The following is a 14,865-nucleotide window of genomic DNA, read 5'->3' on the forward strand; positions in this document are numbered from 1 at the left end:
ACAGTACTGAAGCAATTCATCCGTAAAAATTGACTTACTTAATAAAAGAAGGTGTTTAAACGTGTTTACAAACGAACAGTTGAAAGCAATGATTCGTCAGGAAATCATTAGCGAGCAATATCCGTATTCGGAGCAAGATGACCAGGTACTCAAAAATTATTTGAAGGCGGTTCTTGCTGAGCTAGCAAAAATGAACATTCGCTATAAAGTAGAGCCCGACCATTTCGGCAGCGGCTATGCTTCGTACATACAGTGGTTTGTTTATGATAATTCAGGAGTGCAAATAGAAGAAGACCGCTTTACACGTACGGAAAACATAACGGGGCTCCATGTACTCATTAGCCGATTGGCACCCGTCATTGGGATTGGTGATGCGGACCAAACAAGCACGTATATCCTGAAAACAGGCGCGTATTCAAACGGAGGTCAGTCTGTTATTTGTGAACCAAAAGATCTTTCGGTTGATTCAACACGGCATCAGCTTGCCAATCAACTAGAGCGTCTATTTATGAAATATCAATTTACGATTTTACGAAAAGAGGATTTGGAATCACCGTTACCGTTTAATGCCGACATCCCAACCATTTGGCGTAAAAAACGTGATTATTTAGTTTGGGATGCGGTGTTTTATTGGGAGGATTAGATGAAAAATTAGCTATCTGTTTTGGTTAACGAACCAAAATTTCTGTAAAAAAAAGGGAATTGTTTGTATTGTAAATATATTGAAACTATTAAGTATTGTAACCGTATATTAGGTACAGGATTATTTAGGGAGGTGTTGAAAATGGTGGGGGTATTTTTATCGATCATTATTATATATGGAGTTTTAATATGGACCTATTTCAACCCAGAGGAAAGTTTGTTATGGGGAAAACGTGGGATGTTCAAAGAAGAACCTCAATTAACTGAGAGTGTAATTCGCAACACAAAATTGAAAGCCTTAATCAGTATTATTGTAATAACGCTAATCATTATTATTTTTATATTTACTCAATTTTAAATAAGTAAAAAACAGCAATCAGGAGTCATACTTGAAAAATTGATGCTCATTTATTCAATGATAATAACAACTTAAAGAATTATCTTTTCTCCAATATTTTTTAGATCCCTTTTTAAGTTAAAAATAATAAGTATTTTATGAGACCTTTCTGTGACTCGACCAAAATCCACCACTTGCTGGATTTCCACTATGTCATTTGTATAAACTTTTTGTGAATCTCTAACTTCAATAATTTTCTCGCCTATATTAGTAGTATCCCAATTCAAAATGTTTAGTTCTACTGCATCTTGATAAGAAGTTTTTTGACTCAAGTCTTCATCTCCTGTATTTTTTAAAAATTATAACATATTCCATCAATTAAATGGAATAAAAAGGATTTTATCTGGATTAGGGAACCAAATTATTACAATTCATGTCTATATTAGCAATGGAAGAAAAAAGGTCTGGAGGCAATATGATGTGGATATTAATAGGTGTTATTGCAATAGTGGCAACTTTTATAAACTTGTTTATGTACATAACCGGTAAAGATTACAAACTTGCGATGGCAATGGGGCTATCATTTACAGCATTAACACTTTGTGCCGAATACACTCTAATAACGAATTGGGTAGAAGTAAAAGATTGGGCGGCAATTGAAGATGTAGTTCCAAGTATGGAAAAAGCATTATGGTTTTTAACTATTGTTTCTATCTTATTAAATATAACACCGATATTTCTAGAAAAAAAAAAGAAATAGCAGCAATTAACGTATCGCAATTGGTACTTTAAAAAACCGTGGAACACTAAGTATTGGATAGCATAAAAAGGCTTTAATTTTTTATGCTATTTTTTCTCACAAATCACCGGAGACCAAAACCCATCTTTCTTTACCACTACTTCTTCTGCTTGATCGAAGTTTTCAAAGCATTTCTCGATAATAAGTTCATTTGCTTGATGATTCTTATAAATTTGGTTAAGTGCTATACCGCCAATAGTTAGAATAAAAATACTTCCAACTATGGCCATTAACATACTACGATTATTATTATTCAATGGCAATATCTCCTTTCTTGTAAATCCATATATATTTTTTCTAACTCACTCATCTATTGAACGGAATACTGATAAAATAATTTATCCACTTGTAATACAGGGAAGCTTTCAGGTAATTCGTTAGGATTTATCCTTGTAAATCCATTCTTTTCGTAAAATCGGTGAGCGGCTAAAAATTGTGGTGTAGTTCCTAGATAGATAACCTCTACTAAATGTTCTTTTGCCCATTCGATTGCACTGTTTAATAAAAGACTTGCAGTTCTAAATTTGGCTCCGCGATAGTTTTTATCAACAAACATCTTCCTTAATGCAACTCGGTTATCACCTATATCCAAAAGACTTATTGTACCTACAACCTTTTCATTATAAATAGCTACCCAAAAGTTACCGTTTCCTGTCTGATAAAATTCTTCTATTTTAAACAAATCGGGTTGATCATTTTTAGTTATCGGAATGTTGTATTCCTGCTGCTGAATATGAAGAATTAAATCTACCACTTGAGCTTGATATTCATTACTATACTGTTTCACAATGGGGTAGTTCATTTTCTGTTTACACCGCCTATAAATATATGTATTTTCTAAATTTTACAATATAATTCAGTTTTAGCAACCCTATATTTAAAAACTCTAAAGATATGAAAGTATATTTTGTCGAAATTATTATTTAATATAGACTAAAAGAATAACTTGGAGTTGACGGGAGGACCAAATATGGGGATTGATTTTCATAATGAAAATTCCCGCAATATTTATACAAATCGAAAAGCAGTTAAGTAATTTAGTCGGATGATTAAAAGAATAGAAGGAGCTAGGAATCAATGATAGATAAAGAACTTTATAATGCAGTAAAAGAATTAGTGAATGTGAGATATCCGATTGGTTGGGGTGGTGCAGCAGCGGTTCGTGTTGAAGATGGGACGATTTATACAAGTGTGGCACCAGAAATTATCATTGATGCAACAGCTCTTTGTATGGAAACGGGTGCTATTTTAGAAGCGCACAAATTCAATAAAAAAGTTACACACAGCATTTGCTTAGCAAGGGAAAATGAACATTCACCATTAAAAGTACTTTCACCTTGTGGTATCTGCCAAGAACGCTTATTTTACTGGGGACCTCAAGTACAATGTGCGATTTCAAATGATACAGGAGCAATTATTTTTAAAACTTTAACAGAACTGCAGCCTTACCATTGGACAGATACATATTACGAAGAAATGGACGAACATTGGCAGAAATTATAGTCGCTTAGAATTAAATTTCTATACATAAAATCGAATTTGTTAGAGGTGAGTGGAGATGTTAATCAAACCTGAAAAATTACAGCCGGAAGACCGGATTACTACAGTAAGTCCTTCTTGGGGTGGTGCGGGTGAACCAGGTGCGAATGTTGATTAAACAATATTCGTACCTTTTTGTTGTTTAAATCCGACATTTTGTGGAAGAGTTGATTTTATTTCGGTATATTAAATGCAAGGAAATAAAAAAGATTTTATTTTTGATCTTACCGATTGAATTAATAGAAATATCACATGTTATGGAAGGGAGAATCATATGGGGAGTTTTAATACTTTTAAAGACAAACGTTACTGGATTCTTTTAGTTCCATTCCTAATCATCTTAGTCCTGTACATTTATTTTACTCCTAGTTATATCCTTGAAAAGCCGTATGTTTCAGCACTTTCACTTTTTATTTTTCCGACATTATTTTGGGCTACATATCATCTTTGGAAATATTTTGGAGATAAAAAGAAAAGAAATGATATGGAAAGTGGTAGCGACTTGTAACTTATAGAGGATGGTCATAGAAAGCTTATGGCGATTTTTTTCGTAGCAACATCAAATAGCCCCCACCTAACTTTAGATGGGGGAAAGCTGTTATTGTCGTTTCTTCGTTTTCTTATTATTTAGTCTCTCGGCAGCTGTCAACGGTTCGTTTGCTAGTTCGTGATCAAGCTCCCTTGATAAATTTTTTCTTATTGCTTGCTCATCACTAGTGCTGCGATTGTTTTTATTGTTAGAACTCACTCTATACACCTCCATGATCGTAGTTTGCCACAGGGTGTCATGAGTATGCATTTTAGTTAAGCCACGCTAACGTCATTTGACTCATTAATTCTACTCCAATTAAGGAAGGCTATTCTTCAACAGAAGAGCAGCTTTTTTTATTTTTATAAGGGGCGTAGGCTAGGTATCAATACATGAAATTCTCATTAGAAAAAAATTTTTATTTTCTTGTAAACTTTTTGATGAAAAGAGACTCTTTAGTAGTGAAGGCTTTAGAAAGGAGTACCTATGGATTCGCATCTTTTGTTGGAAATATACAAAAAGCAAGCAAGGATGATTTATTTTTATTTAAAAAAGAACGGCTGTAGTCATGAAGATGCAGAGGATATTGTTCAAGAAAGCTATACGAAATTCATTGCTTATAGCAGTGGTGTTCCTTCTGATAAAGCACTTTCCTACATTTTTACGATTTCCATGAATGAACTAAAAAAACTGTTAAGGAAACAGGGCAAGGAACATTCCATATCAATTGACAATGAATATTTCTGGAACAATTTTGCTGATGACCAGGATACGGAACTGAGTGTATTATCGATTGAAATGAACCATGAAATCACAGCTGTATTGGATGGTATTCAAGAAATCTTTAAGCAGCTTTTACTATTAAAATATGAGCTGGAACTTAGTTATAAAGAGATTGCTTTGTTACTGGGCATGAAGGAAGAAACGGTAAGGACTTATTTATTTCGAGCAAGAAAAGAATTTCAAAAGAAGTGGAGAGAGCTACATGAATGATTTTCCGGATGATCTTTTTGATGAAAAGAAAATCAAGAAAGCAGTAAGAAGAGGGAAAATGAAAACAATCATTACGGTAATTATTATTTCTTTCTTGGTATTCGTCGTTTTAAACATAGCTAATTCTGCAATTTTGGCAAACTATAGTGAAAAGGCATTTAAGCAGTGGGATGCTTATGTCCGTCTCAGCACGCCAAACGGTTACATAAGTGAAACCGTAGAGTCCAGAGGTTTATTGGGCGGAGTAAGCAACTATGAAATTTCGAAAGACTTTAAAATCAAATCGGTTGTGATTGAACGAAAACAATATTCATTTGGTCTGTTGCCATCTGTTCTAACATCTAGATACTCAGGTGGGAAAATAGGGTTGAAAGATAAAGATTGGCATTTTGGCTATAAAGAAAATGGTTGGCGAGAAATGATGTTTTTCCATCCGAATGTAACCTATAAAAAATATAAAGATGATGAAGGACAGATAGAGCGTATGCAAGGCGATAAAATTTATGAAGTGGCACTTTCCTTTGATCGGCCATACAAACCAGGAGAAATTTTCGTACAGCTTCCCGAAATGACATGGTTTTGGATAGATACTTATAGTAGTGAACAATTAAACGAGTTTCAACAAGAGGCAAAAGAAAATGATGGGTCTTCAACATTTATTAGGGAATATGATACGCTGGGGTTTTCAATAAACAGGCCTTATATTTCAATCCATGATTTAGAAGGAGAGTATGACGAATTTCTGGAATTATTGCAAATGAGTATTTCCCCTGATCACCAACAAGCTTTTAACAGGATGAAAGATATCAAGTTAGAGGATGTAGAAATATTGGGGGCAGTTGTTTATGGAACAAAGAAAGAAATTGTAGAAATATTAAAAGAGCCGATGATAAAAGCTTCATCAATAGGAGGAGTCATTGAAAATTATTAGTTGATGTGAACCTGATATTCCAACGGAAAGGTAATAGAATCCTTACTAAAGAAGGGTTTATTCCGTAAAGGAAATTTTGCGGAAAGTAAAAAAATCCAGTTTTCTTACAAAGGAAAACTGGATTTTTGTTTCGTTTCCAATGGGAACGGTATTTTACAAATCAGCGCACAGCACAAAACTATTTAACGATAAGGGAGGCTTTGCTTGCTCATTCATTAAATAGGCATAACTATGAATCAATGACTGAATTTTAGTCGGAACCTCCGGGAATTCATTTAGCAAGTAATTACTGTAGTCGACTTCCCAAGACCCGTCCTGCAAATAGCTGGCGTCGACGGTTTGTTCAACATTGATCGAAAAGCCTTCACTATGCATAAGTTCCTTTATTTGCGTTTTATGAAAGAGATTTTGGATATTCCCATCATTTTCTGTAAAAGCTGTATAAAGCAACGTAATATTGGCTGCGCAAAAATGGGCACGCTGGGCATCCATTGTATAATCGATATCCCATTCAGCAAAACAGATTCGATCTGCTACTTGCTTGATTTTTTGCATGTAATTCTTTAAGAGCTCAATACTTTCGAAATACCATGAACAATGGGATAGTACAACGACATCAAATTTCTCGTCGAACGCCATTTGCAAAAAGTCCGTTTCAAAGTGGAAGTCGATTCGCTGTCCTAAAGGCGAGTGTGAAATTGTTTCTGCTGCTTCGCCTAACGTGATCGGGGCACCATATTCAGTTGAGGCAATATCGATGGCTACAACATGTCCTGTCTCTCCGACCGCATCTGCCAATACGACGGTTGTGTCACCTTGTCCGCATCCGATTTCAAGTACTTTCATACCTTTCTTAACTTGAAAGGTTTTTACAAGCTCAATACGATGTGTTAATTGTGTGCGTTGGATTGTATCGTCCCCGATGATTTTCATACAGTTTAATAAATGTTCCAATGTTTTCAGCTCCAATAATGTTTGATTTTTAAGCCTATTTTTCAGCTCAATATTAGTTCTGAACGTTCCACCTGTTTTATAACATCAATTCATCGACTCCTTTTTATAAGTCTATTAATACATGGGGACTAGTAAGAGAGCAATGATTATTTGAAAGTAAAATTACAGAAATAAGAAAATAAGATGTTTTAATAAATAATTTGGTAATAGCTATTGTAGAAATAGGTAAATATTAGTATTTTGTGAATTCCTAGTTGACTAATAAGGAATGTTTGTAATAAGATGATTTTAATTCAATAATCAAGTTAGTTGATTGGAAAACCAAAGACTACAATTATCTCTTTTTCTATAAGGGGGAAATTGTGGTCTTTTTTCTTTTTCTTATTTACATAACTTACATACATTAGAGGGGGATAACCATGAGCAAATTTAGTTACGTATCACATTTAGAATGTCCGAAATGTGATGAAAAATATAGGGAAGATCAAATTCATCACTTATGTAATTGTGGATCACCATTATTGGTTCGTTATGACTTAGAAAAAGTTAAGAAAAATGTTTCAAGGGATGATATTTCAAATCGTAAAAATAGCTTATGGCGCTATCATGAACTACTACCTGTACATAGCGAAGAAAATGTCATTTCCCTTGGTGAAGGTATTACACCATTTGAAAAACTCAATACTTTGGGCGCAGAGTACGGTTTAAACAATTTATATATTAAAGATGAAGGCATTATTCCAACCGGCTCTTTTAAAACGAGAGGAGCTAGTGTAGGGGTATCAAAAGCATCAGAGCTTGGCGTTAAACAATTAGCGATGCCGACGAATGGTAATGCAGGTGCAGCATGGGCACTTTATGCATCGAAAGCGAACATCAAAGCAACGATCGTTATGCCACTGGATGCGCCCGAAATTACACGAAAAGAAGTGTATATTGCAGGCGGTGATTTGCATTTAATTAACGGTTTAATCAGTGATGCAGGGAAGGTAGTTGGCCAATTAGTACAAAATGAAGGAGTTTACGATGCTTCAACACTAAAAGAGCCTTACCGTATCGAAGGTAAAAAAACGATGGGATATGAAATTATTGAGCAGTTTGGCTGGAATGTACCGGACGTCATTTTATATCCGACAGGCGGCGGTGTAGGGATTATAGGGATTTACAAAGCAATTGTTGAGTTACAGGAATTAGGTTGGATCGAAAAAGGGAAATTCCCTCGATTAGTGGCTGTCCAAGCTGAGGGTTGTGCACCGATTGTAGAAGCGTGGAAGAAAGGCCAAAAAGAATCGGTTTTCTTTGAAAATTCTAAGACGTGTGCGTTTGGTATTAATGTCCCGAAAGCATTAGGAGATTTCTTGGTACTAGAAAGCATTTATACGACGGAAGGCTGTGCGATTGCAGTTTCAGAGAAAGAATTATTAGAAGCACAGAAGCAGGTAGCTTCATTAGAGGGGAATTTTATTTGTCCGGAGGGTGCGGCTACATTTGCGGCTGCGAGAAAATTGCGTGAGCAAGGATGGATTCAAGCCGATGAGCACGTAGTTTGTCTTAATACTGGATTAGGGGTTAAATATCCTGAAACGGTTGAAATTGAAGGTGTGCAAACACTACAGCCAGGAGACAAGATTTATGTAAATAATTAATCGTTAGCTAGCGGGGAGATAAATTATGGATTGGCAATATTTCAGTGAAGTATTACCACATTACAAAATGGCACTTTGGCTAACGGTAAAGCTTGCTACAATCGGGATTTTCTTTGCGGTAATTGTAGGTGTTATTTGCAGTGTCATTCAATACTTCAAAATTAAAGGGTTACATCAAATAGTTCAAGTATATTTGGAAATTACTCGTAATACACCGCTGTTAATCCAGTTATTTTTCCTGTATTTTGGCTTGCCGAAAATAGGCATCACGCTCAGTGGCGAAATGTGCGGAATTATCGGATTAACTTTTTTAGGTGGTAGCTATATGGCAGAAGTTATCCGATCTGGAATGGAGGCAGTTTCGAAAACTCAATTAGAAAGTGCAAAGGCATTAGGGCTGAGTAATATGCAGTTAATGCGTTATGTCATTATTCCACAGGCAATTTCATATAGCGTGCCAGGTTTGGGTGCCAATTGTATTTTCTTAATTAAAGAAACATCTGTATTTAGTGGAATTGCAATTTTAGAGCTGACTAATACGACAAAAAATTTAATGGGAATCTACTACAAAACGAATGAAGCTCTTTTCATGCTCGTCATTGGTTATTTAATCATTTTACTTCCTCTTACATTCTTCTTGATGTGGTTGGAAAGGAGAGTGCGAAATGCTGAATTCGGGGCTTAATGTCCTTTTTGAAGGAATAAATTTTCTTCGCTTATTAGAGGGGCTTGTTCATACGTTACGTATTGCTTTTATAGCAGTTATTATTTCGCTAGTGATGGGGACGATTATTGGGGTTATCCGAACATCCAATAATAAGTTTGTTCAGTTTCCATTTAAAATTTATTTAGAGTTATTTCGTATCATTCCAATTCTAGTCTGGCTTTTTGTCATTTATTATATTGTACCGGTAAACTTCGATGTGGAATTAAGTGCAGAAACAGTTGCACTCATCGTTTTTAGTTTATGGGGGGCAGCAGAAATGAGTGATATTGTGCGCGGTGCAATTATTTCATTGCCTAAACACCAGGTGGAGTCAAGTAGAGCATTGGGTCTTGGGAAAATTCAAATGTACCGTTATGTACTGGTGCCTCAAGCTGCAAAACGTTCGATTCCGCAGATAATCAACCTTATTACACGTATGATTAAAACTACAGCATTGCTAACGATGATCGGTGTAGTCGAGGTGATTAAAGTAGGGCAACAAATTATTCAAGTGAATAACACTGAATATCCGACAATTTCGTTTTGGATATACGGAGTGATATTTTTGTTATATTTTTGCATCTGTTTTCCATTATCACGTATTTCACGAAAACTGGAACAGAAATGGGCGATGTAAGGAGTTGGACATAATATGGCAGAACAAATGCCGATTTTACAAATTAATGGCCTTGTCAAAAAATTTGATGACAAAGTCGTCTTAAATGGCATCGACTTGCATGTTGAGCAAGGGAAGGTTATTGCAATTTTAGGGCCGTCTGGTTGCGGGAAAAGCACATTTCTACGCTGTTTAAACGGGCTGGAGGAAGTGCAGAGTGGTGAAATTATCTTTGAAAACCAAAATCTTATTAAAGAAACTTCCAGATGGCGCGAAGTACGCCAAAAAATCGGAATGGTTTTCCAAAGCTATGACTTGTTTCCGAATTTAACGGTGATGGAAAATATTTTATTGTCTCCTACGAAAGTGCAAAAACGTTCGCGACATGAAGTTGAGGCGCAAGCAAATGAGCTGCTTGAACGAGTTGGACTGGCGGATCGTGCAAATGATTATCCGCGCCAATTATCTGGTGGGCAAAAACAGCGAATTGCAATTGTCCGTGCACTTTGTATTAACCCGGAAATTATGCTGTTTGATGAAGTAACCGCTTCTCTTGATCCAGAGATGGTACGGGAAGTATTGGATGTTATCGCGCAGCTGGCCAAGCAGGGTATGACAATGCTTATTGTGACACATGAAATGAATTTTGCAAATCTAGTAGCGGATGAAGTGATATTTATGGATAAAGGAAAGATACATGAACGAGCATCTGCGAAGGATTTTTTCTCAAATCCTAAAACGGAGCGCGCCAAGCAATTTTTGAATATATTACAATTTTAGGAGGAGAAAAATTGAAAAAGATTTATTTATTCTTTTTTGCGGGGATATTAACTTTAGTATTAGCTGCATGTAGTGGTGATAATGAGGCAGTATCAGGTAATGCAATATCAGAAACAGATTCAGCAATTGATAAAATAAAAGAGCGTGGCACATTACGTGTAGCAGTATTTAGTGATAAACCGCCTTTTGGTTACGTTGATTCAAATGGTGACAACCAAGGCTATGACATTTTACTAGCAAAACGTGTTGCGAAAGATTTATTAGGTGATGAGTCAAAAATTGAGTATATCATTACAGAGCCGCAAGCACGTGTTGACTTATTAAAATCAGATAAAGTAGATATTGTTTTAGCAAACTTTACAGTAACACCAGAACGTAAAGAGCAGGTTGATTTTGCCAATCCATATATGAAAGTAGCAGTAGGTGTTGTGTCACCGGAAGGGTCGCAGATTACCTCGGCAGAACAATTAGAAGGTAAAAAACTAATTGTCCCAAAAGGTACCACTGCAGAAACATACTTCATGAAGAATCACCCTGATGTGGAGTTAGTTAAGTATGACCAAATTACAGAGGCTTTTGAAGCGTTAAAAGATGGTCGTGGCGATGCATTGGCACAAGATAATGCACTATTATTCAGCTGGGCAAATAATAATCACGGATTCGTAGTAGCACTGCCAACATTAGGTGAACAAGATTACATTGCACCAGCAGTTAAAAAGGGCAACAAAGATCTATTAGATTGGTTAAATAGTGAGCTTGAAACATTAGGCTCTGAACAATTCTTTACCCAAGCATATGAAGAAACATTGAAGCCAGCATTCGGTGATTCAATTAGTGCGGATGAAGTAGTAGTTGAAGGTAAGACAGAATAAGTAACATTTCCTATTCTAATAAAGCCTAAAGAAATTACAAAACTAGGTAAATCGAAGAAGCTACTGTCTGTATTTTACAGGAAGTAGCTTCTTAATTTGGGTTTAAATAAAGTACTTCTTTTAATTCACAAAATGTTTCTCTTCCTCTGGAGATAAATAATATTATGTTAAATTAACTGTATGTAGCTATTTACAAAGGAATAATCTCAAGAAAATAGCTGAAAATCCGAACGATTAACTTTAATCTAATAAAATAATTCGTTTTTAGGTTGACAACGCTTTCAATGTTTTGTAAAGTAACAGATGTCGAATGATTATTATAAAAACACGAAAAATGTTCGTATTTAGGAGTGTAGTGAAATGATAGATACAGTTTTTGATTATGAAGATATTCAATTAATCCCTGCAAAGTGCATAGTGAAAAGTCGTACAGAATGTGATGCAACAGTAACTTTGGGTAATCATACATTTAAACTTCCGGTAGTTCCGGCAAACATGCAAACAATTATTGATGAGCAATTAGCAGAAAAATTAGCTGCACAAGGCTATTTCTATATTATGCACCGTTTCCAACCTGAAAAGCGTGCGCAGTTTATCCGTGATATGCACAGTAAAGGCTACATCGCATCAATTTCTGTTGGTGTAAAAGATGAAGAGTATACGTTCATCGAAGAGCTGAAAGATGCTCAGCTTGTACCGGACTATATTACGATTGATATCGCACACGGTCATTCAAACCAAGTCATCGAAATGATCGGTCATATTAAAAAGCATTTACCGAACAGTTTTGTTATTGCTGGAAATGTCGGTACTCCTGAAGCAGTACGTGACCTTGAAAATGCAGGTGCGGATGCGACAAAAGTTGGTATTGGTCCAGGTAAAGTGTGTATTACGAAAATTAAAACTGGCTTTGGTACAGGGGGCTGGCAGTTGGCAGCACTTCGCTGGTGTGCAAAAGCTGCTTCAAAACCGATTATCGCGGACGGCGGTATTCGTACACATGGCGACATTGCCAAATCAGTACGTTTCGGTGCATCAATGGTAATGATCGGTTCACTTTTTGCAGGTCATGAAGAATCACCGGGTCAAACCGTGGAAATTGACGGCAAACAAGTGAAAGAATACTTCGGTTCTGCATCGGAATTCCAAAAAGGCGAGCGTAAAAACGTTGAAGGCAAGAAAATGTATGTTGACTCAAAAGGATCGATTTTCGATACGTTAACTGAAATGGAACAAGATCTGCAGTCATCAATTTCATATGCAGGTGGTAAAACATTATCTGCGATTCGTAACGTTGATTATGCAATAGTAAAAAATTCAATTTTCAACGGCGATAAAATTTAACTTATTTTATTGCGCAAAAGAAGTTAGCCCTGGCGGATTTCAACTTCATTATGCTGAATTGAAATTTAAATTTTCTGATAATAAGTGTTGACATTTTATTTCATTGCCGGTAAACTTCATTTCAAGGTAATATCTAGGCAATGATTGGAAGTAGTAAATAGCTTGTATACTTTAAGAGAGCCAGTGGGTGGTGCAAACTGGCAGATACAACTGTTGAACTCGTCCATGAGCTACGACCTGAAATTAGAGTAGGGAAGTCGGAAGTCTCCGTTAAAAGACTGGCAAACTATTTGTCGATAAGTGGAATGTTTCAGCAATGGACATTCAATTTAGAGTGGTACCGCGAGTTTAACCTCGTCTCTATGGAATTTTTCATAGAGGCGAGTTTTTTTATTTTTATTTACTGTTTAAAAATCAATTTGAGAAGAAAAGGGGAAATGAAAATGAGCAGAAAAATTTGGGTTTTTGATACAACATTACGTGATGGTGAGCAAGTGCCAGGGGCTAAACTGAATTTATATGAAAAAGTGGAAATTGCCCAGCAGTTAAAAAAGCTCGGTGTTGATATTATTGAAGCCGGATTCCCAGCGTCTTCACAAGGTGATTTTGATGCAGTAAAAGCTGTGGCGCAAAAGGTCGGCCATAATTCGAATATGATGATTACGGCACTTGCCCGTGCTGTAAAAGATGACATTGATTCTGTTTACAATGCAGTCAAATATGCAAATAATCCGATGATTCATATGGTTCTAGGGACATCCGATATTCATGTGGAGAAGAAGTTCAGTAAATCGAAGGACCAGATTCTGCAAATCGGGGTAGACGCAGTGAAATACGCGAAAACGTTACTGCCGCAAGTACAATATTCAACGGAAGATGCATCCCGCTCTGATTTTGAATACCTTTGGAAAACGATTGAAGCGGTCATGAAAGCCGGAGCAACGATGATTAACGTACCGGATACAGTCGGGTATGCCGAGCCGGAACAGTGGGGCGAGATGATTGCCAAGCTGAACGATCGAATGAAAAACCTGGATGATTCCGTACTGCTTTCAGTTCACTGCCACAACGATTTAGGGATGGCGACTGCCAATACGTTAGCGGCGATCAAAAACGGTGCAGATAAAGTAGAAGTGACGATGAACGGTATTGGCGAACGTGCCGGAAACGCGGCATTAGAAGAAGTGGTTATGGCAATTAAAACACGCGGGGACGTTTACGATGTGTTCACAGATATTAATACAAAGGAAATAATGAATACATCTCGCTTAGTGTCGAGCTTTATGGGACTGGATGTCCAAGTAAACAAAGCGATTACAGGTGACAATGCTTTCGCCCATTCATCAGGTATTCACCAGGATGGCTTACTGAAATCACGTGATGCTTATGAAATCGTTCATCCGGAAGATGTAGGCCTTGATGATATGGAACTTGTCTTAACAGCACGCTCTGGTCGTCATGCAGTAAAAAATGCACTGTCTAAACTGGGATTTGATGATTTTGCGGAAGAAGAGTTTGAAGGCATTTTTGAAAGCTTCCTAAAGCTGGCTGATTCGAAAAAAGAAGTTTACAATCATGATTTATATGTCATTGTTGAAAACTACTATGAAAAAACAGAAAAGAACAATCCGAATAAAGAATCATACTCTGACCAATTTTATGATATTGAAGACTTACAGATTATTTCAAACGCTGCTTTCCCGTCTGCCAGCGTAAAAATCCGCCGCGGAGAAGATATTTTCAAATCAAGTGCGGTCGGCTCCGGTCCGATTGACGCCCTTTACTCAGCGATTGCGGATGTTACTGGAATCAAGGTAAAGCTTGTTGAGTACAATATCAGCTCCGTATCACGCGGCCAAGAAGCATTAGGGAAAGTTAAAATCATTATCGAATACGGCGGGGAAAACTATATCGCAAAAGCAGCAGATACTGATATTTTAAAAGCTTCTGCAATGGCTTATATTAATGCGGTAAACAGCGTCATCGTATCAAAAATCGCCCCGCAACCCGTTACGACGACAGCTACAGTGTAACTAAACAGGTAGAAGTGAATAAGATTTAAAAATGAGAGCCAGTTCAAATTTTACGATAAGTAAAGTTTGGACTGCTTTTTTAGCAGCTTTGTCATTATTATTCTTAGACTGCATTACCAACGGACTATATGTAAAAGAAAAAGG

At 36.5% G+C, this 14,865-nt stretch carries 17 protein-coding genes and 1 other annotated feature; of the genes, 12 read left to right on the forward strand and 5 right to left on the reverse strand.

What is annotated here, in order from left to right; genetic code table 11:
- Window positions 1-61 precede the first annotated feature (61 nt).
- Window positions 62-643, forward strand: a complete 582-nt coding sequence (locus AC6CH1_RS06380; protein ID WP_498316675.1) for a hypothetical protein — start codon at window positions 62-64, stop codon at window positions 641-643.
- A 428-nt stretch (window positions 644-1,071) separates the two neighbouring features.
- Here the strand turns inward: AC6CH1_RS06380 and AC6CH1_RS06385 are convergent, their stop codons facing one another.
- Complete coding sequence (locus AC6CH1_RS06385) at window positions 1,072-1,311, reverse strand: hypothetical protein (RefSeq protein WP_251688132.1); 240 nt, start codon at window positions 1,309-1,311, stop codon at window positions 1,072-1,074.
- Between the two features lie 146 nt (window positions 1,312-1,457).
- Between AC6CH1_RS06385 and AC6CH1_RS06390 the strand changes: the two genes are divergently transcribed.
- Window positions 1,458-1,739, forward strand: coding sequence for a hypothetical protein (locus tag AC6CH1_RS06390; RefSeq protein WP_498316676.1), 282 nt, complete (start codon window positions 1,458-1,460; stop codon window positions 1,737-1,739).
- A gap of 86 nt (window positions 1,740-1,825) precedes the next feature.
- Here AC6CH1_RS06390 and AC6CH1_RS06395 read toward each other — a convergent pair whose 3' ends face one another.
- Both AC6CH1_RS06395 and AC6CH1_RS06400 read right to left on the reverse strand, forming a co-directional pair.
- Window positions 1,826-2,035 (reverse strand): hypothetical protein, encoded by a 210-nt coding sequence (locus tag AC6CH1_RS06395; RefSeq protein WP_498316678.1) that lies wholly within the window; start codon window positions 2,033-2,035, stop codon window positions 1,826-1,828.
- A gap of 53 nt (window positions 2,036-2,088) precedes the next feature.
- Window positions 2,089-2,580 carry a GNAT family N-acetyltransferase gene (locus tag AC6CH1_RS06400; protein WP_498316679.1) on the reverse strand — a complete coding sequence of 164 codons (492 nt, stop codon included), beginning with the start codon at window positions 2,578-2,580 and terminating at the stop codon, window positions 2,089-2,091.
- Between the two features lie 275 nt (window positions 2,581-2,855).
- On the opposite strand from AC6CH1_RS06400, the gene AC6CH1_RS06405 reads away from it, so the two are divergent.
- On the forward strand, window positions 2,856-3,281 hold the full coding sequence (locus AC6CH1_RS06405) for a cytidine deaminase (protein ID WP_498316681.1): 426 nt from the start codon (window positions 2,856-2,858) through the stop codon (window positions 3,279-3,281).
- A gap of 634 nt (window positions 3,282-3,915) precedes the next feature.
- Here AC6CH1_RS06405 and sspO read toward each other — a convergent pair.
- Entirely contained in the window at window positions 3,916-4,065 is a 150-nt protein-coding gene (gene sspO / locus AC6CH1_RS06410; protein ID WP_251688123.1) for a small acid-soluble spore protein SspO, read from the reverse strand.
- Window positions 4,066-4,332: 267 nt separating this feature from the next.
- Here sspO and AC6CH1_RS06415 point away from each other — a divergent pair, with 267 nt between their 5' ends.
- Together AC6CH1_RS06415 and AC6CH1_RS06420 are read left to right on the forward strand one after the other, a co-directional pair.
- Window positions 4,333-4,839, forward strand: coding sequence for an RNA polymerase sigma factor (locus AC6CH1_RS06415; protein ID WP_427710069.1), 507 nt, complete (start codon window positions 4,333-4,335; stop codon window positions 4,837-4,839).
- On the forward strand, window positions 4,832-5,770 hold the full coding sequence (locus AC6CH1_RS06420; RefSeq protein ID WP_498316684.1) for an anti sigma factor C-terminal domain-containing protein: 939 nt from the start codon (window positions 4,832-4,834) through the stop codon (window positions 5,768-5,770). Before AC6CH1_RS06415 ends, AC6CH1_RS06420 begins: the two co-directional genes overlap by 8 nt.
- Before the next feature lie 153 nt (window positions 5,771-5,923).
- On the opposite strand, the gene AC6CH1_RS06425 is transcribed toward AC6CH1_RS06420, so the two are convergent.
- Complete coding sequence (locus AC6CH1_RS06425; protein ID WP_498316685.1) at window positions 5,924-6,724, reverse strand: class I SAM-dependent methyltransferase; 801 nt, start codon at window positions 6,722-6,724, stop codon at window positions 5,924-5,926.
- Between the two features lie 419 nt (window positions 6,725-7,143).
- Between AC6CH1_RS06425 and AC6CH1_RS06430 the strand changes: the two genes are divergently transcribed.
- From AC6CH1_RS06430 to AC6CH1_RS06460, 7 genes are all read left to right on the forward strand, one after another.
- Window positions 7,144-8,370, forward strand: coding sequence for a threonine synthase (locus tag AC6CH1_RS06430; protein ID WP_340801128.1), 1,227 nt, complete (start codon window positions 7,144-7,146; stop codon window positions 8,368-8,370).
- Between the two features lie 25 nt (window positions 8,371-8,395).
- A complete protein-coding gene (locus tag AC6CH1_RS06435) occupies window positions 8,396-9,055 on the forward strand; it encodes an amino acid ABC transporter permease (RefSeq protein ID WP_498316686.1) in 660 nt (219 codons plus the stop codon).
- On the forward strand, window positions 9,036-9,713 hold the full coding sequence (locus AC6CH1_RS06440; RefSeq protein WP_251688112.1) for an amino acid ABC transporter permease: 678 nt from the start codon (window positions 9,036-9,038) through the stop codon (window positions 9,711-9,713). The genes AC6CH1_RS06435 and AC6CH1_RS06440 overlap by 20 nt, the downstream gene beginning before the upstream one ends.
- 15 nt (window positions 9,714-9,728) lie before the next feature.
- Complete coding sequence (locus tag AC6CH1_RS06445) at window positions 9,729-10,472, forward strand: amino acid ABC transporter ATP-binding protein (RefSeq protein WP_285848760.1); 744 nt, start codon at window positions 9,729-9,731, stop codon at window positions 10,470-10,472.
- Between the two features lie 11 nt (window positions 10,473-10,483).
- Window positions 10,484-11,344 (forward strand): cysteine ABC transporter substrate-binding protein, encoded by an 861-nt coding sequence (locus AC6CH1_RS06450; protein WP_251688110.1) that lies wholly within the window; start codon window positions 10,484-10,486, stop codon window positions 11,342-11,344.
- Window positions 11,345-11,707: 363 nt separating this feature from the next.
- A complete protein-coding gene (gene guaC, locus AC6CH1_RS06455; protein WP_353056568.1) occupies window positions 11,708-12,688 on the forward strand; it encodes a GMP reductase in 981 nt (326 codons plus the stop codon).
- Window positions 12,689-12,819: 131 nt separating this feature from the next.
- Window positions 12,820-13,053: a binding site (T-box leader), on the forward strand.
- Window positions 13,054-13,131: 78 nt separating this feature from the next.
- A complete protein-coding gene (locus tag AC6CH1_RS06460) occupies window positions 13,132-14,721 on the forward strand; it encodes a 2-isopropylmalate synthase (protein ID WP_251688106.1) in 1,590 nt (529 codons plus the stop codon).
- Window positions 14,722-14,865: the final 144 nt, after the last annotated feature.

It is taken from the genome of Solibacillus sp. GQ1, from assembly GCF_059758555.1.

Bases quoted from the DNA above. Each gene is read 5' to 3' on its own strand.
- AC6CH1_RS06390 (WP_498316676.1), top strand. From the start codon at position 1,458: ATGTGGATATTAATAGGTGTTATTGCAATAGTGGCAACTTTTATAAAC.
- AC6CH1_RS06400 (WP_498316679.1), bottom strand. From the start codon at position 2,580: ATGAACTACCCCATTGTGAAACAGTATAGTAATGAATATCAAGCTCAA.
- AC6CH1_RS06405 (WP_498316681.1), top strand. From the start codon at position 2,856: ATGATAGATAAAGAACTTTATAATGCAGTAAAAGAATTAGTGAATGTG.
- AC6CH1_RS06415 (WP_427710069.1), top strand. From the start codon at position 4,333: ATGGATTCGCATCTTTTGTTGGAAATATACAAAAAGCAAGCAAGGATG.
- AC6CH1_RS06420 (WP_498316684.1), top strand. From the start codon at position 4,832: ATGAATGATTTTCCGGATGATCTTTTTGATGAAAAGAAAATCAAGAAA.
- AC6CH1_RS06430 (WP_340801128.1), top strand. From the start codon at position 7,144: ATGAGCAAATTTAGTTACGTATCACATTTAGAATGTCCGAAATGTGAT.
- AC6CH1_RS06435 (WP_498316686.1), top strand. From the start codon at position 8,396: ATGGATTGGCAATATTTCAGTGAAGTATTACCACATTACAAAATGGCA.
- AC6CH1_RS06440 (WP_251688112.1), top strand. From the start codon at position 9,036: ATGCTGAATTCGGGGCTTAATGTCCTTTTTGAAGGAATAAATTTTCTT.
- AC6CH1_RS06445 (WP_285848760.1), top strand. From the start codon at position 9,729: ATGGCAGAACAAATGCCGATTTTACAAATTAATGGCCTTGTCAAAAAA.
- AC6CH1_RS06460 (WP_251688106.1), top strand. From the start codon at position 13,132: ATGAGCAGAAAAATTTGGGTTTTTGATACAACATTACGTGATGGTGAG.